Annotated in this window: 14 protein-coding genes; 6 read left to right on the top strand and 8 right to left on the bottom strand. The window is 72.7% G+C overall.

Annotation, left to right across the window (positions count from 1 at the left end):
• The 4 genes from ACFO9I_RS13680 to ACFO9I_RS13665 form a co-directional block, all read right to left on the bottom strand.
• Window positions 1–1,725: GAF domain-containing protein (locus tag ACFO9I_RS13680; protein ID WP_379181710.1), on the bottom strand; the 1,725-nt coding region annotated here is incomplete at its 3' end.
• 128 nt (window positions 1,726–1,853) lie between these two features.
• Window positions 1,854–2,897, bottom strand: a complete 1,044-nt coding sequence (locus ACFO9I_RS13675) for a zinc-binding dehydrogenase (RefSeq protein WP_379181708.1) — start codon at window positions 2,895–2,897, stop codon at window positions 1,854–1,856.
• Window positions 2,898–3,067: 170 nt separating this feature from the next.
• Window positions 3,068–3,850 carry a helix-turn-helix transcriptional regulator gene (locus ACFO9I_RS13670; RefSeq protein ID WP_379181706.1) on the bottom strand — a complete coding sequence of 261 codons (783 nt, stop codon included), beginning with the start codon at window positions 3,848–3,850 and terminating at the stop codon, window positions 3,068–3,070.
• Between the two features lie 87 nt (window positions 3,851–3,937).
• The gene (locus ACFO9I_RS13665) at window positions 3,938–4,465 is read right to left on the bottom strand and encodes a GNAT family N-acetyltransferase (protein WP_379181704.1); all 528 of its coding nucleotides are present in this window, start codon (window positions 4,463–4,465) and stop codon (window positions 3,938–3,940) included.
• 70 nt (window positions 4,466–4,535) lie between these two features.
• Between ACFO9I_RS13665 and ACFO9I_RS13660 the strand changes: the two genes are divergently transcribed.
• Window positions 4,536–4,988, top strand: a complete 453-nt coding sequence (locus tag ACFO9I_RS13660) for a group II truncated hemoglobin (protein ID WP_379181702.1) — start codon at window positions 4,536–4,538, stop codon at window positions 4,986–4,988.
• 85 nt (window positions 4,989–5,073) lie between these two features.
• Here the strand turns inward: ACFO9I_RS13660 and ACFO9I_RS13655 are convergent, their stop codons facing one another.
• On the bottom strand, window positions 5,074–6,030 hold the full coding sequence (locus ACFO9I_RS13655; RefSeq protein ID WP_379181700.1) for an acyl-ACP desaturase: 957 nt from the start codon (window positions 6,028–6,030) through the stop codon (window positions 5,074–5,076).
• A gap of 171 nt (window positions 6,031–6,201) precedes the next feature.
• The gene (locus ACFO9I_RS13650) at window positions 6,202–7,527 is read right to left on the bottom strand and encodes an MmgE/PrpD family protein (protein WP_379181698.1); all 1,326 of its coding nucleotides are present in this window, start codon (window positions 7,525–7,527) and stop codon (window positions 6,202–6,204) included.
• 209 nt (window positions 7,528–7,736) lie between these two features.
• Here ACFO9I_RS13650 and ACFO9I_RS13645 point away from each other — a divergent pair, with 209 nt between their 5' ends.
• The 4 genes from ACFO9I_RS13645 to ACFO9I_RS13630 are packed head-to-tail and all read left to right on the top strand — an operon-like array spanning window position 7,737 to window position 12,699.
• Complete coding sequence (locus ACFO9I_RS13645; RefSeq protein WP_379181696.1) at window positions 7,737–8,936, top strand: CaiB/BaiF CoA transferase family protein; 1,200 nt, start codon at window positions 7,737–7,739, stop codon at window positions 8,934–8,936.
• Window positions 8,933–9,745: a cyclase family protein gene (locus ACFO9I_RS13640; protein ID WP_379181694.1), complete on the top strand. Its 813-nt coding sequence runs from the start codon at window positions 8,933–8,935 to the stop codon at window positions 9,743–9,745. Before ACFO9I_RS13645 ends, ACFO9I_RS13640 begins: the two co-directional genes overlap by 4 nt.
• Complete coding sequence (locus ACFO9I_RS13635; RefSeq protein WP_379181692.1) at window positions 9,742–11,223, top strand: MmgE/PrpD family protein; 1,482 nt, start codon at window positions 9,742–9,744, stop codon at window positions 11,221–11,223. The genes ACFO9I_RS13640 and ACFO9I_RS13635 overlap by 4 nt, the downstream gene beginning before the upstream one ends.
• Before the next feature lie 6 nt (window positions 11,224–11,229).
• Window positions 11,230–12,699: a dihydroorotase gene (locus tag ACFO9I_RS13630; protein ID WP_379181690.1), complete on the top strand. Its 1,470-nt coding sequence runs from the start codon at window positions 11,230–11,232 to the stop codon at window positions 12,697–12,699.
• 67 nt (window positions 12,700–12,766) lie between these two features.
• On the opposite strand, the gene ACFO9I_RS13625 is transcribed toward ACFO9I_RS13630, so the two are convergent.
• Together ACFO9I_RS13625 and ACFO9I_RS13620 are read right to left on the bottom strand one after the other, a co-directional pair.
• Entirely contained in the window at window positions 12,767–13,612 is an 846-nt protein-coding gene (locus ACFO9I_RS13625; RefSeq protein ID WP_379181688.1) for an HpcH/HpaI aldolase/citrate lyase family protein, read from the bottom strand.
• A 7-nt stretch (window positions 13,613–13,619) separates the two neighbouring features.
• Window positions 13,620–14,399 (bottom strand): IclR family transcriptional regulator, encoded by a 780-nt coding sequence (locus ACFO9I_RS13620; protein ID WP_379181686.1) that lies wholly within the window; start codon window positions 14,397–14,399, stop codon window positions 13,620–13,622.
• Window positions 14,400–14,621: 222 nt separating this feature from the next.
• On the opposite strand from ACFO9I_RS13620, the gene ACFO9I_RS13615 reads away from it, so the two are divergent.
• The gene (locus tag ACFO9I_RS13615) at window positions 14,622–15,839 is read left to right on the top strand and encodes an ABC transporter substrate-binding protein (protein WP_379181684.1); all 1,218 of its coding nucleotides are present in this window, start codon (window positions 14,622–14,624) and stop codon (window positions 15,837–15,839) included.
• Window positions 15,840–15,874 lie beyond the last annotated feature (35 nt).

Genomic DNA, 15,874 nt, shown 5'->3' with positions numbered 1-15,874 from the left:
CGCGGCGACGCCGTGCCCGGCCACGTCGCCGAGCGCGCACAGGACCTGGCCGGACCCCAGCACCAGGACGTCGTACCAGTCGCCACCCACGTCGTCCCCGATCGACGGTCGGTAGTCGACCGCGAGGCCCCAGCCGGGCACCGGGGGCAGCTGCGCCGGCAGGAGGCTCCGCTGCAGGGTCGTGGCGGTCGACGCCAGCCGCCGGGAGCGGGCGTACAGGGCGTCGATCAGGTCGTGCCTGAGCTCGGCGGCCAGGGAGACGTCGACCGGCGCCCAGGGCTCGCTGCGACCGCGCACCTTCTCCTGCCAGACCTCGAAGGACTTGCGAGGGCTGAGCCGGACCTCGTCACCCTCGTTGCGGGCGATGGCCACGTTGGCCGGGTCGCCGCCCCAGGAGACGGTCTGCACCAGCTCGGGCCGGAACCAGACGACGTACTGCATCTCCGAGGGCCGCATCACCAGCGCACCACACGCGACGGCCCGGTGCGGGGCCAGGTCCGGGAGGACCTCCGGGACCCGGTCCAGGGCGAGGACCTCGTGGCCACCCTCGGCAGCGAGGTCGACCAGGGCCCGGGTCGCGGACCGTGGCGGGGTGAGCCCGACCGTGGACTCCAGGCCGTCCACGAGGAGCGCACACCCCGTCGCCCTGGTGAGGTCCAGCAGGTCGTGAGGACGTCGGGTCAGGCACGTGAGCGCCGGCCGGCTCTCGTCGAGCGCGGCCGACATCAGGGACGCCAGGATCGTGTGAGCGCGGAAGGTCCGACGCTCCTCCTCCTGCTCGGCCGCGTGGGCCAGCCGGAGGGACAGCGTCTGGCCGAGGAGCTCGGCCGCAGCGCGGACCTCGAGGGGAGGACGGTGCGGACCCGAGTAGTGGTGGCAGGCGATGAGCCCCCACAGCCGGCCACGATCGAGCAGGGAGACCGACATGGAGGCAGTCACGCCCATGTTGCGCAGGTACTCGACATGGATGGGGGAGACGCTGCGCAGGGTGGAGTCGCTGAGGTCGACCGGCTCACCGTCGACGGGACTGATCGGCGGCACCAGCGGCACCGGTTCGTAGTCGACGTCCGCGATCAGCCGGAGCCAGTGCGTGCGGTAGAGCTCCCGGGCCTGAGCGGGGATGTCCGAGGCGGGGTACCTCAGCCCGAGGAAGCTGTTGAGCCCCTCGGCCCGGTCCTCGGCGACCACGTCACCGTTCCAGTCGTCGTCGAAGCGGTAGACCATCACCCGGTCGAACCCGGTGAGCCGACGCATCTCCTCGACCGCGACCTGGTAGAGCTCCTTGAGCCCCACGGCACGGTTGATGCGTGCCACTGCTGCCCGGGTGACCCGGTAGGACCGGTGCAGGGCGATGGGTCCGGGTGCAGGCTCGATCTCCACCAGGAGCAGGCCGTTCGAGCGGTGGAACTCGGCGTCGACCGGGATGGCGTCCCCGTCCACCACCAGGGTCGTGAGCACGGGGTAGCGCTCGGCCAGGTCCTCCGGTGGCGTGGACCGGATCAGGTCCTCGCGCACCAGGTCCCCACGGATGACGTGGTCGATGCGGCGGCCGAGGACCTCGTCGGGCTCGCGCCCCACCAGGGACCTGCAGTTCGCCGACACGACGCGTACGACGAAGTCCGGTTGGGACAGGCCGAGCAGGACCCCGTGCGGCTGGATGGCGCCGGGGATGTGGATCGGCTCTCGATCGCAGCTGGACAGGTCCACGTCCGGGGTGTCGGGCATGAGCACTCCTCATGCACGCCTGGTTGGCGTGCCGTCCCCCCGAGCATGGGTCGGGGCACGGCCCGGCGTACCGGGTCGGAGGTCCCGAGATCTCGCCTTCCGCCGACGGGTCGTCGGCGAGACGCCGGCTACGGGAGTCGCGGGTCCAGGATCGTGATCCCGACGGGCGACGCGGTGTCGAGTGCCGGCAGCCTCGCCGCGGCCTCCGTGAGGCCGATCGTCCGCTCGACGAGCCGCTGCGGCTGCAACGCTCCCCGCTCGACGAGCTCCAGCAGCTGCGGGTAGTCCGTGCTCGCCATGCCGTGGCTCCCGAGCAGGTCGAGCTCCCAGCCGATCACCCGGTCCATGGGCACGGCCGGGTGGCCGTCGACGCCCGGCAGCAGGCCGACCTGGACGTGCCGCCCTCGGCGACGGAGGCTCAGCACGGCGTCGGCGCAGGTGGCGGGCGAGCCGACCGCGTCGACGGCGACGTGGGTGCCGCCGCCGGTCAGCTCGTGCACCCGGGCGGGGACGTCGGACCCGTCGGCCAGCACGGCGTGATCGGCGCCGAGGCGCGTCGCCGCCTCGAGCGCTGCCGGCGTGCGGTCGACGGCGACCACGCGGGCGCCCGCGGCGACCGCGATCATCACGGCGCTCAGCCCGACGCCGCCGGCGCCCACCACGGTGACCCACTCGTCCTCGACGACGCGCGCCCGGGCGGTGAGGGCGCGGTAGGCGGTCGCGAAGCGGCAGCCCAGGCTGGCGGCGGCCGCGTCGCTGACCGTGTCGGGCACCTCGACCAGGTTGCTGTCGGCGGCGTGCAGCACGACCAGCTCGGCCCAGGAGCCCCAGTGCGTGAACCCCGGCTGGGTCTGGTCCGGGCAGACCTGGGCGTCGCCACCGCGGCACCACGCGCACACGCCGCAGCCGCACACGAACGGCACGGTGACGCGATCGCCGACCGACCAGCGGCGTACGCCCTCGCCCACGGCGGCGACTACGCCGGCGAGCTCGTGCCCGGGCACGTGGGGGAGGCGTACGTCGGGGTCGTGGCCGGCCCACCCGTGCCAGTCGCTGCGGCACAGCCCGGTCGCATGGACGCGCACGACCACGCCTCCGGCAGGAGCGACGGGGTCCGGCACGTCACGCACGGACACGGCACCGTGGAACTGGTCGAAGACGACGGCACGCATGGCCGCCATGCTCGCACCCCGGCGCCGGAGGCCCGGGAGAGCGACTCGCCGGGCTGGGCTGGAGGCGTGCCGGCCGGCTCCCCCACGGCCGGCCGACGACGCCGGCGGACATCTGACACCGTGCAGGGTGCGGCTGTCACGCGGGTTGCAGGCTCCTGCAGCCCGTCGGGTCAGCTCTCCTGCGACGACCACAGCTGCAGCCGGGCGCCGGCCGCGAACCGGGAGCGCACGCCGAGCATGGCGAGGAGGGCGGCGACGTCGGCGCGCACCGTGCGGACGCTGACCGACAGGGTCTCCGCGATGGCCTCGTCGCCCACGCCGTTCATCAGCAGGGCCACCACCTGCCGCTGCCGGGGCGTGAGGTCGCCGAGCGTGCCCACACCCTCGATGGCGGGGAACGAGGAGTCGAGGGAGGCGTGCCAGTAGCGCCAGGCCGCGTCGAGGCACGGCCCCGAGCTGACCGCCATCACGCTGGACTCGCCGTCGACGACCGGCCCCTGGAGCAGCACGTAGGCCCGGTCCACGATCTTCATCTGCACGGGAGCGACGCTGAACCGGTAGTCCCCGAGCGCCTCGTTGGCCAACAGCAGACGGGCGTCGAGCTCGAGCCCGTCGGCGCTGAAGATGCTCGTCATCCGCAGTCCGCCCTCGAGCTTGGCGCGGTTCATGGGCAGGCTGAGGCGGAGCTGGGTGGCGGTGGCCGCGGGGCGCACCGAGAGCAGCTCGCGCCAGCTGGCGGAGGACTCGAGCATCCAGCGGTTGACGTCCTCGGGGCCGCTGCCGACGATCTCGACGCCCGGAACCGGTCCGCGGCTCACCAGGTCGGCGGTCTCGCTGCGTCGTACCTGGAGCACGGCCGCCGCGTCCAGGACCGCCTGCCGTTCGGCTTCCGGGATGCGGTTGCGGGGGCCGAGGCCGACACCGATCTGCGGACCCGAGGCCCTGCTTCCCACGCGTGACACCTTCTCCCCGTGACGTCAGAAGAGGGCCAGTGTCCGTCGGCCCCGGGTCGTCTGACAACTTACGCGCACCCGCGGGGCCTACCAGGCGTCGCCCGGGCGGTCGTGGCACGCGATGGGGGAGGTCAGGTCCACGTCGATGCCCCACCTCAGCACCATGAGCCCGTCGTCCTCGTCCTCGGTGCGCACGGCCACCCCGTCGCGCAGGACGTACGCCGGGCCACGCCAGCGCTCCCACCCGAGCCGTTCGTAGAAGCCGTGCGCCCCCGTGGACAGCGCACCGAGCTCGAAACGTGCCGGCAGCTGCGCCTGCAGCGCCAGCATCACCCGACGACCGAGCCCCTGTCCCTGGTGGGAGGGCAGCGTGGCGACGGCCTCGACGTACGCCGTCTCGAGGGGGCGGCCCGCGACGAGGAGCGTCCGCGGGACGGCGCTGGCGTGGGCGAGCACGTCGTCCCCCTCGACGACCAGCGCGTGCACGCCCCCGAAGGCGTGGTCGGCGTCCTCGGCCGTGAAGCCGTCGGCGAAGGCCGCCGCCCAGAGACGGCCCAGAGCCTCGACGGCGCGCGGTGACAGGGCGTCGCTGGAGGCCACGACCAGTGCGCTCATGCCCGTGAACCTAGCCCCGGGACGCGCGCGGACCGTTGTGGTCGGCGGCCGGGTGATCGAGCATCGGGGGATGGAGCACACGATCTACGAGGCAGCGGGCGGGTACGACGCGCTGCACCGGCTGGCGCACGCCTGGCACGAGCGGTGCCTGGCCGACCCGGTCGCGAGCCACCCGTTCGGACACCCGGGACAGCACCCGCAGCACCTCGAACGGCTGGCGGCGTACTGGGCCGAGGCCCTCGGCGGGCCGCGCGACTACACCGCCACGATGGGCGAGGAGAGCCACGTGCTGCGGCTGCACGCCGGGAACGGCGAGCACCGCGAGCTGGACGAGCGGGCGATCGGCTGCTTCGTGGCGGCGCTCGACGACGCGGGCCTGCCCGACGACGAGCGGCTCCGGACGGCGCTGACGGACTACTTCCGCTGGGGGACGGCGCGGATGGCGGCGCACCCGGACTCCCCGGAGAGCGTGCCCGCGGGGGAGTCACTGCCGCACTGGTCGTGGGACGGACCGGTCGCCTGACGGCGCGGCCCGGCACACGACCGCAGCGGTGCCGGAGCTGGTCCACACGGTCAGCAACGAGCCGCCCGGGCTGTCCCAGCACTCCTCAGGAGGCGATGTCGCTGTCCGGGGCGCCACCGTCGCGGGCGGCCTGACGGGCGCGGTTCTCCGCGCGACGGTCGACGAACTTCGTGGCCTGCGCGTCCAGCGCCTCGAGGAACGAGGCGAGCTCCTCACGGGCCTGCTCGCCCACGGGCCCCAACCCGGTCCGGTCGAAGAAGTCCCAGTGCCGCAGCACCGGCATGATCACGTCGTCGTGGTGCAGGCGCAGGTCGTAGATGCCGGCCTTCGCGATGATCATCGAGCTGCGTCGGAAGCCCGCCATCGTGGCGCCCGGCATCTCGAAGCCGATGACCTCGTCGGCGATCGCCCGCATGGTCTCGTCGGGTGCGATGTCCAGCGCCGCGGCGACGATGTTGCGGTAGAAGACCATGTGCAGGTTCTCGTCCTTGGAGATCCGGGCGAGCAGCCGGTCGGCGACCGGGTCGCCGGTCACCTTGCCGGTGTTGCGGTGGGAGACCCGGGTGGCCAGCTCCTGGAACGACACGTAGGCCACCGCCTCCAGCGCGGTCTTGTCGCCGGAGTCGTAGCCGGAGGTCATGTAGTCCATCCGCGCCCGCTCGAGCTCGACGGGGTCCACGCCGCGGGTGACGACGAGGTAGTCGCGCATCGCGATGCCGTGCCGGTTCTCCTCCGCCGTCCAGCGCCCGACCCAGGTGCCCCACGCGCCGTCGCGGCCGAACCGGGTCGCGATCTCGCGGTGGTAGGACGGCAGGTTGTCCTCGGTGAGCAGGTTGGTGAACATCGCAGCCTTGGCCGTCTCGGAGAGCCGGGACTGCTCGGGCGACCAGTCCTCACCGCCGAGGAACGCGAAGTCCCTGCCCTGGCTCCACGGGATGTAGTCGTGGGGGTGCCACTCCTGCGCCATCGACAGGTGCCGGTCGAGGTTCTCTGCCACGACCGGCTCCAGCTCTTCCAGCAGGTGGTGCGGTGCACTCGTCATGGGAGCTCCTCGGGGGTGGCCTGTTCGACGAGCGTACGCCGGGCCGCCGCGGGCCGCGCGCCGCTCGGGCGGAGCCACCGGGACGGGCAGTCCACGCGCCTCCTCGCGAGACGCAGCGTGGCCGGGCCCGCACGGGCGGTGGACTGCCCGGCTCTGTGGCCGGGCTGACCGTCAACCGACGGGCAGGGGGAGCCTCTCGAGCGCCACGGTGACGTCCTCCGCCCGCTCGAGGTCGCGGACCGCGGCGAGGAGACCGCCGCCCGCCGACGCCCCGAGCAGCGCGTCGAGCTTCGCGACCGCCTCGACCTCCGACAGGGGGAAGTGCGCACTGTCGCCGATCGGGTTGGGCTGGGCCAGCGCCAGGCTCTCACCGTCGTCGAACGTCACGGTCACCTCGGTGATCCTCCGGTCGGGCAGGTAGGCGTCGAGCTCGTCGCGGATCTCGACCTCGACACGGGCGGACAGCGCCTGGGCCCGCTCGAACGCCGCCGTCCCCGGCTCCATCGATGCCGGGGTCACCTCGACGCCGGTGGCGGCCAGGGCCACCACGAACGGCAGGGAGAACATCCCGGCGAGACGGGACGTGGGGTCCCGGCGCAGCAGCGGCGCGGCCAGGGAGTGCGTCGCCACCTGCACGTGCACGACCTCGTCGGGCGACCACGCCCGCTGGGTGCGCAGCGACTGCACGATGTCGACCGCGGCATGGGTGTAGGAGCAGGCGGCGTGGCGCTTCAGGTAGCCCTCGGCGCACAGCCAGCGCCGGCCGAGCTCCCGCACCAGGACGCCGGGGTCGAGCTCGCCGAGCATGGCGAGCGATGCCGCGGCGCCGCCCCGGTTGGCGGCCAGGCCGGCGACGGCGAGCCGGGCCGCGTTCAGCCCGGCCAGGTTGGCCTGCCCCATCCAGAGGTTCCGCGTGAAGTCGCCCGCGAGCACCGTCTCCCAGGGCGTCACCGTCATCAGCCCGGTGGAGGCGTCGATGGCGGCCGCCACCTGCGCGGGTGTCGCCCCGAGGACCATGGCCGCCGCGCACGCCGCACCGGTCGCCCCCCAGCTGCCGTGCGGGTGCCACCGGGCGTCGCGGCGCAGCGCCGCGCCGAAGCGGGCGGCGACCTCGTAGCCCGCCGCCACCGCCGTGAGCAGCTCGCGGCCGCTCACCGCCCGGCCCGAGACCTGGGCTGCTGCCACGGCCGCGAAGACCACGTGCGCGGCCGGGTGCCCCGCGGCGTACTTGTTGCCCTCGTCGAGCTCCTGCGAGCAGGCGGCGACGGCGGCGAGCATCGCGGCCGTCTCCGCGGTGGTGCGCACGTCCGTGCCGATCAGGGCATGAGGTCCTCGCTCCGGTCGCCAGGCCGCCACGAGTCCCCGCAGCTCCGGCGTGGCCATGCCGGCCGCGGTCACGCCGAGCAGGTCGGCGAGGACCACGGGCAGCCGCTCGCGCACCGCCGGCGGCAGGTCGTCGTACGACAGCGCGCCGAGAGTGTGCCCGAGCTCCGCCACGGCGTCGCGCGAGTGTTCCGATGAGCGAAACGATATCGGCAGGACCATGTCGAGCAAGGTAGGCAGTCCCACCAAGTGGGTCAACCCGCCACCGCGCCTGACTGTGCGGTGTCACGGGCAGTTTCCGGTCACCCCCTTCAGTTCTCGGCGCTCGTCGCGTTACAGTGAAGTGACGGAATAATGTTTCTCCAAGCGGAACGGACGGTGTCGTGGCTCAGGACTCTCCACCCCTGGACGGCCTCCGGGTGCTCGACGTCTCCACGATCCTGGCCGGGCCCCTGTGCTGCCAGATCCTCGGCGACTACGGCGCCGACGTCGTGAAGATCGAGCACCCCAGGCACGGCGACAACATGCGCGGTCACGGCCGCAGCAAGGACGGCGTCCCGCTGTGGTGGAAGGAGATCAGCCGCAACAAGCGCGCGGTCGCCCTCGACCTCAAGGCCGAGGGAGGGGCCGAGGTCTTCCGCAGGCTGGCGGCCACCGCCGACGTCGTCGTCGAGAACTTCCGGCCCGGCACCCTCGAGCGGTGGGGTCTCGGCCCCGAGGTGCTGCTCGCCGACAACCCCGGGCTCGTCCTCGTCCGGCTCACCGGCTTCGGCCAGACCGGCCCCTACGCCTCGCGCGCGGGCTTCGGCACCCTGGCCGAGGCGATGAGCGGGTTCGCCGCCTCGACCGGTGAGCCCGACGGTCCGCCCACGCTCCCGGCCTTCGGCCTCGCCGACAGCATCTGCGGCATCGCGGCCTCGTCGGCCGTGATGATGGCCCTGCGGCACCGCGACCGCACCGGGCGCGGCCAGGTCGTGGACCTCAGCATCCTCGAGCCGATCATGACCGCGGTCGGACCCGGCCCCACGGTCTACCAGCAGCTGGGTGAGGTCCCGCAGCGGCACGGCAACCGCTCGGTCAACAACGCGCCGCGCAACACCTACGAGACCGCCGACGGCAAGTGGGTGGCGATCTCGACCAGCGCGCAGCGGATCGCCGAGCGGGTGCTCGAGCTGGTCGGCCACCCCGAGGTCATCGACGAGCCGTGGTTCCGGACCGGGGCCGGCCGCGCCGAGCACGTGGACCTGCTCGACACCTACGTGGGGGACTGGATCCGCGAGCGCGACCGGGAGGCCGTGCTCACCGCGTTCACCGAGGCGGGGGCGGCGATCGCCGCCGTCTACGACGCGCGCGACATCGTCGAGGACCCCCACATCCGGGAGACCGGGATGCTCGTGGAGGTCGACGACCCCGACCTCGGGCCGCTGCTGCAGCACAACGTGATGTGGCGGATGAGCGAGAGCCCCGGACGCATCCGCTTCACCGGTCGGGCCCTCGGGTCCGACACCGACCAGGTGCTCGAGGAGCTCGGCTACGACGCCGAGCAGATCGCCCAGCTGAAGGAAGACGAGGTCGTCCGATGACAGACTCGATGCTCGCGGCCGTGCAGTCCGGCCTGGACGTGGTGGACCTCGGTCGCCAGCTCCGGGTGGGCATGCCGCAGTCGCCCAACCACCCGCAGTTCTGGCACACCCTGCCCCGCCGCCACGGCGACATGGTGCGCGAGGACGGCAGCAGCGCCGCGAACGACATGATCACCACCGGCACCCACGTCGGCACCCACATCGACGCCCTCGCCCACGTGTCCTTCCAGGGGAAGATGTACGGCGGCGTCGACGCCGCCGACGCGGGCGTCGGCGGCAAGTACGACCAGCTGGGCGTGCACACGATCACCCCGATGCTGCGCCGCGGGGTCCTGCTCGACGTGGCCGGCCACCTCGGCGTCGACTGCTGCGAGGGCGGCTACGAGATCACCGTCGACGACCTCGAGGGCACCGCCAAGCGCCAGGACGTGAGCGTCGGCGAGGGTGACGTGGTGCTGATCCGCAGCGGCTGGGGCTCGAGGTTCGTCGAGGGCGCGCCGTACGTCGGCGGCGCCAGCGGCGTGCCCGGCATCGGGGAGGCCGGCGCCGAGTGGCTCGCGGAGCGCGCGGTGCACGCGGCCGGCGCCGACACCATCGCCTTCGAGCGGCTGGCCCCCGGCGGCGGCCACGCCCTGCTGCCGGCGCACCGGGTGCTGCTGGTCGAGCACGGCATCTACATCATCGAGGCGCTCGACCTGGAGGGCCTCGCGGCGGCCGGCTGGTCGGAATTCACCTTCGTGCTGGTGCCGCTGAACATCTACGGCGCCACCGGCTCGCCGGTCCGCCCCCTCGCGGTGAGGTCCGCATGAGCACCGAGCCGACCCTGGCGCAGGCGATCGGCCGCTTCGCCGCCACCACGTCGTACGACGACCTGCCGGACGACGTCGTCGACAGCGTCCGCAAGCGGGTGCTCGACACGCTCGGCATCGCGGTGGCCGCGGCGCCCCTGGAGACCAGCCGTGCCGCCCGCGCCTGGGCGCGGTCGCAGGGCGGCACCCCCACCGCCTCGGCGGTCGGCGTCGAGGAGCGGCTGCCGGCGAGCCTGGCGGCGTTCGTCAACGGGGTGCTGGCCCACTCCCTCGACTACGACGACACCCACCTGCCCTCGGTGCTGCACCCCAGCGCCACCGTGGTGCCGGCGGCGCTGGCCGCGGCCGAGCGGCACGGCGCCGACGGCCGCGAGCTGGTGCGTGCGGTCGCCCTGGGGCTCGAGACCTGCGTCCGGCTCGGGATGGCCGGCTACGACGAGGAGGCCAAGAACTCCACGTTCTTCGAGCACGGCCAGCACGCGACCTCGATCTGCGGGGCGATGGGCGGCGCGGTCGCCGCGACCGTGCTCGCCGGCGGCGACGAGGAGGCGGTCGTGCACGCGCTCGGCGTCGCCGCGTCCATGGCGTCCGGGATCATCGAGGCCAACCGCACCGGCGGCACCGTCAAGCGCATCCACTGCGGCTGGGCAGCCCACGCGGCGGTCTCCGCGTCCGAGCTGGTGTCCTTCGGGCTCACCGGTCCGCCGACGGTGCTGGAGGGGCGCTTCGGTTTCTTCCAGGCCTGGCTGCACGGCCGGTTCGACCCCGACGCCGTCACCGACGGCCTGGGCACGAAGTGGTCGGTGCCCGACATCTTCTTCAAGCCCTACCCCGCCAACCACTTCACCCATGCCGCGGTGGACGCGGCCGGGCGGCTCCGCGAGGCCGGCATCACGCCTGACCGGGTCGAGCGGCTCACCCTCGGCGTCCCCGCCCCGAACCTGCGGACCATCGGCGAGCCGATCGACGTCAAGCGCACGCCGGCCACCGGCTACATGGCCCAGTTCAGCGGCCCGTACGCCGTCGCCGTCGGCCTGCTGGGGGGATCCGGCCTCGGTGCCGGGGTGGACGACTACACCGACGAGCTCGCGCAGGACCCGCAGCGCCGGGCCGTGATGGCGAAGGTCGACGTGGTCGCCGACGACCGCTGCACCGAGATCTTCCCCCGGCAGTTCCCGGCGGTGCTGACCGCGCGCCTCGACGACGGCCGCGAGGTCGTGGAGGAGGTGCTCACCACCCGCGGCGGACCCGAGCGGCCGCTCTCCTTCGACGAGCTCGCCGCGAAGTTCCACGCCAACGCGGGCCGCACCCTGTCGGCCGAGCAGGCCGACGCGCTGGCGCGCGCCTGCGCGGAGCTGGAGGACTGCACAAACCTCGGCGCGGTGCTCGCGCCGCTCACCAGCGTCGACCCCGACCGACCCGAACCGACCGACCAACCGCAGACGTCCACCGCCGGTGCGACGACGACCGAAGGGTGAAACACCATGGCTGACTACGACCTCGTGATCCAGAACGCCCGGGTGGTCCGACCCGGCCAGGACGCCCCCGAGCGGCTCGACGTCGCCGTCAAGGACGGCACCTTCGCCGCCTTCGAGGAGTCGATCGACGCGTCCCGCGCCACCACCGTCGTCGACGCGGCCGGCAAGCACCTCTTCCCGGGCGTCGTCGACGTCCACCAGCACTGGGGCATCTACAACGAGCTCGGCGAGGACGCCGAGTCCGAGAGCAAGGCGTCCGCCCAGGGCGGCGTCACCTCCGGCATCACCTACATGCGCACCGGCGCCTACTACATGAACCGGACCGGCCCCTACCGCGAGGTCTTCCCCGACGTGCTCGCCGCCACCGAGGGCCGGGCGTACGTCGACTACGCCTTCCACGTGGCGCCGATCCTCGCCGAGCACATCGAAGAGATCCCGATGATGATCGAGGAGTACGGCGTGCCGTCCTTCAAGATCTTCATGTTCTACGGCAGCCACGGCCTGCACGGTCGCTCCGCGGACCAGGGCTCGTTCCTGATGATCCCCGAGGACCAGTCCTACGACCTCGCGCACTTCGAGTTCATCATGCGCGGCATCCAGAAGGCCCGCGAGGACGAGCGGTTCGCCGCCGACCGCGACCACATCTCGCTGTCGCTGCACTGCGAGACCGCCGAGATCATGCGGGCCTACACCAAGCTCGTCGAGCAGGAGGGCAAGCTGACCGGCCTCGAGGCCTACAGTGCGTCGCGGCCGCCGCACTCGGAGGGGCTGGCGATCACGATCGCCTCCTACCTCGCGCACGAGACCGACCTGCCCAACATCAACCTGCTGCACCTGTCCTCGCGCAAGGCCATCGAGGCCGCGATGATGATGCAGCAGACGTTCCCGCACATCGACTTCCGTCGCGAGGTGACCGTGGGCCACCTGGTGGCCAACTACAACACCGCCAACCTCGGCGGGAAGGTGAACCCGCCGCTGCGCTCCCCGGAGGACGTCGACGCGCTCTGGGAGCACGTGCTGGCCGGCAACTTCTCGTGGGTGACCTCCGACCACGCCTGCTGCCGCGAGGAGACCAAGTTCGGCGAGCCGCGCGACGACGTGTTCCTTGCGAAGTCGGGCTTCGGCGGCACCGAGTACCTCCTGTCGGGCATGGTGACCGAGGGCCGCAGGCGCGGGCTGTCGTACAACAGGATCGCCGAGCTCGTCTCGCTCAACCCGGCCCGCCGGTTCGGCCTCGACCGCAAGGGCGACCTCGCGGTCGGCCTCGACGCCGACTTCTGCCTGCTCGACGACGACGTCGAGTACGCCGTGCGTGCCGGCGACTCGCTCTCCACCCAGGAGTACACGCCGTTCGAGGGCTTCGAGCTGACCGCCCAGGTCACCGACACCTTCCTGCGCGGCGAGGCGGTGCTGGAGGGCGGCAAGGTCGTGGGTGAGCCGCGCGGACAGTTCGTGCGGCGCTCCGGCAAGCGGTGACCGCCTGACGCACCGAGCCGAGAGGCCCTCCCGGAGCTGCACCGGGAGGGCCTTTCTCGTGGCCCGGTCAGGACTGCCGGCGCTGCAGCGTCTCCCGGGCCTCGCGCACCACGGCCGCGTCGATCAGCCGACCGGCAGCGTCGGTCGTCACGCCCCCGTCCGCGGCGTCGAAGCGCGCGAGCACGTCCTGCGCCGCCTCCACCTGGTCGGTGGTGGGCCGCAGGGCGTCGTGGATGATCGGGACCTGCGCGGGGTGGATTGCCGTGCGCGAGCGGAAGCCGAGGTCGAGCAGCGCGCGGGTGCTGCCGGCGAAGGCGTCGAGGTCGCGGAAGTCGGTCGAGGTGGGCGCGACGGGCGGCTCGAGGCCGGCGGCCGCGCAGTGGACGACGACCAGGGTCCGCAGCTGTGCCACGGCGGCCTCGGTGTGGGGGGAGCGGGTCACCCGCAGGTCGCCGAGCAGGTCCACCTCGCCGACGCCGAACGTCGTGAGCCGGGGATGCACGGACATCTCGGCGAGGGCGACCAGGGCCGCCGCGCTCTCGACCAGGCCGACGACGCGCACCGACCCCGGCGTCAGCCCGCGGTCGGCCTCGAGGCCGGTCAGGGCGCCGTCGAGCTCGGCGAGCGCAGCGGGCGCGCAGCCGGCGAGCAGCAGACCGTCCAGCCCCGGGTGCACCACGGCCTCGAGGTCGGCGGGGAGGTGGCGCGGGTCGACGCGGACCCACTGCTCGGCACCCGGGTCGGCCGGGCCGTCGGCCAGCCACCGCGCGACGTCGGCCCGGGCCTGCTCCTTCTCGTGCACGGGCACGGCGTCCTCGAGGTCCAGGACGACCGCGTCGGCAGGCCCGGCCGTGGCCTTGGCGAAGAGCGGCGGTCGGTTGCCGGGGACGTAGAGGAACGAGCGGGGGAGCACGGCGCCCTCAGCCGCGCAGCCGCGCGGTGATGGCGTGCGCGGCCTCCACGACCAGGCGTGCCTGCTGCTCGTCGGCCTCCTCGGCGTACCGGAAGACCGGGCCCGAGGAGCTCACCGAGCCCAGGACGTTGCCGGCGGCGTCGAAGAAGGGGGCGGCGATGGAGGCCGCACCGGTGTTCCTCTCGTTGAGGGAGACGGCGTACCCCCGGGTCCGGACCTTCTCGAGTGCCGCGAGGTAGGCGTCGACGTCGAGGTCGGGCTTCAGCGCGGAGAGCTGGCGGACCGCCTCGTCGATGAACGGCTGGGGGAGGAAGGCCAGGATCGCGCGGCTCGAGGCGCCCGAGTGGAGGGGGAAGCGGGGTCCGATCTCGACGACCATCTTCACCTCCTGCGGGCTCTCGTACTGGTCGAGGTAGATCCGCTGGTTGCCGACCAGGACCGACAGTGTGGTCGTCTCGCGGGTGCTGTCGCGCAGCCGGCGCAGCACCGGGGAGGCCACGGAGCGCACGTCGAGCTGGCTCCACGCCCGCGCGGCGAGGCCCGCGGCCGCCGGCCCGAGGACGTACGTCGAGTCGCCGGGGACCAGCTGCACGAGCGAGCGCGAGGCGAGCGACTGCAGGATCCGGTGGACCACCGCCTTGCTCAGGGAGAGCGACCGGGCGATCTTCGAGACCCCCAGCGGGTCGTCCGAGCGTGCGAACAGCAGGAGCACGTCCGCGACCCGGTCCGCGGCCTCCGTCCCGCCCGGTGTCTCCCGGGGAGCGCCCTCTCCGGTCATCGTGCTCATAGGACCCTCCCTCTCGGACTGTCGTTTCGCTTAGCGGAACTATATCGCAGCAAATTCTGGAAGCCGAGCCTAGAAATGCCGCGGAAACCCGTGTAATACTCGCAAAAGTCGCCCTCGCAGGGTGGTTCACCTGCTCCGCTGAGCGGAACGACCGATATCGACCACTGTTCCCGCTAGGGGAACACACACTGTGCCGCAGGCACGGAAGGTAGGTCCAGCACCATGAAGAAGCTCTCCCTTGCCGCAGCCCTGGCCGCGGCCACGTTGGGTCTGGCGGCGTGTGGCGGATCGGGTGCGTCGGGAGGTTCGGGCGACGAGATCATGATCGGCTCGGTGCACCCGCTGACCGGGGCGCTCGCCGGCGTCGGCGCGCTGATGAACGACGGCGCGAAGATGGCCGTGGACGACGTCAACGCCGACGGCGGCATCAAGTCGCTGGACGGTCGCAAGCTGACCCTCGGCGAGGGGGACAGCAAGGGTGCGGCCGACACCGGCCAGAGCGAGGCGCAGCGGTTGGTCAGCGACGGTGCGGTCGCCCTGGTCGGCACCTACCAGAGCGACGTCACCGCGAACGTCTCCGCGGTGGCCGAGCGCTCGCGGGTGCCGCTGGTCATCGACGTCGCCGTCGACGACTCGATCCTCGAGCAGGGCTACAAGAACACCTTCCGCATCCAGCCCGACGCGACCAGCATGGGCACCGACGGCGCGGACGACCTGATCGACCTGTCCGAGGCCAACGGCAAGCCGGTCAAGTCGGTGTCCTACATCCACATCGAGGGCGCCTTCGGCCAGAGCGTGTTCGACGCCTTCAAGAAGGAGGCCGAGAGCAAGGGCGTGAAGGTGCTCAAGGAGGTCACCTACCCGGCGACCAACTTCACCGACGCCACCACGCAGGTGAAGGAGGCCGCCTCGGCGAACCCCGACGTCATCGTGGCCACCGGCTACTACCCCGACGAGCTGCTGGTCGCGCAGGCGGTCAAGGCGCTGGGCCCCGACATCGACGCGCTCTACGGCGTGGCCAACGGAGCCTTCGACGACGGCTCGTTCCCCGGTGACGCGGGCGCGGCCGGGGAGAACGTGCTCTCGGCCAACTACCACTACGCCGCCACCGACAGCGACGTCGCCGACATCCGCAAGCGGTTCGAGCAGAAGTACGGCAAGCCGATGGAGACCGCCTCGGTGCTGTCCTACCAGGCCGTCATGGTCATCGCCCAGGCTCTCGAGGAGGCCGGCTCCGACGACCCGGAGGACGTCCGCAACGCCATCGCCGACATCGAGGTCGACAAGCCGCTGCTGGCCTTCGACGGCCCGATCAAGTTCGACGAGACCGGCCAGAACGAGAACGCCACGGTCATCGTGATGCAGACCCAGGGCGGCAAGGTCGAGCAGGTCTTCCCCGACCAGTTCGCCACCAGCAAGCCTGTCTACCCGGTCAAGTGACCCGGGCGCACCAGCCCCATTCCGCCACGGAACGG

The organism is Nocardioides sp. GCM10023255, assembly GCF_042653125.1.
Lineage (GTDB): Bacteria > Actinomycetota > Actinomycetes > Propionibacteriales > Nocardioidaceae > Nocardioides.
Note: the sequence above shows the minus strand (reverse complement) of the source record. Positions and strands in the feature narration are given on the sequence as shown.

What these genes read in the sequence shown, in the direction of transcription:
- ACFO9I_RS13660 (WP_379181702.1), top strand. Translation starts at nt 4,536, where the DNA reads ATGGAGCACACGATCTACGAGGCAGCGGGCGGGTACGACGCGCTGCAC.
- ACFO9I_RS13620 (WP_379181686.1), bottom strand. Translation starts at nt 14,399, where the DNA reads ATGAGCACGATGACCGGAGAGGGCGCTCCCCGGGAGACACCGGGCGGG.
- ACFO9I_RS13615 (WP_379181684.1), top strand. Translation starts at nt 14,622, where the DNA reads ATGAAGAAGCTCTCCCTTGCCGCAGCCCTGGCCGCGGCCACGTTGGGT.
- ACFO9I_RS13635 (WP_379181692.1), top strand. Translation starts at nt 9,742, where the DNA reads ATGAGCACCGAGCCGACCCTGGCGCAGGCGATCGGCCGCTTCGCCGCC.
- ACFO9I_RS13675 (WP_379181708.1), bottom strand. Translation starts at nt 2,897, where the DNA reads ATGCGTGCCGTCGTCTTCGACCAGTTCCACGGTGCCGTGTCCGTGCGT.
- ACFO9I_RS13655 (WP_379181700.1), bottom strand. Translation starts at nt 6,030, where the DNA reads ATGACGAGTGCACCGCACCACCTGCTGGAAGAGCTGGAGCCGGTCGTG.
- ACFO9I_RS13630 (WP_379181690.1), top strand. Translation starts at nt 11,230, where the DNA reads ATGGCTGACTACGACCTCGTGATCCAGAACGCCCGGGTGGTCCGACCC.
- ACFO9I_RS13665 (WP_379181704.1), bottom strand. Translation starts at nt 4,465, where the DNA reads ATGAGCGCACTGGTCGTGGCCTCCAGCGACGCCCTGTCACCGCGCGCC.
- ACFO9I_RS13640 (WP_379181694.1), top strand. Translation starts at nt 8,933, where the DNA reads ATGACAGACTCGATGCTCGCGGCCGTGCAGTCCGGCCTGGACGTGGTG.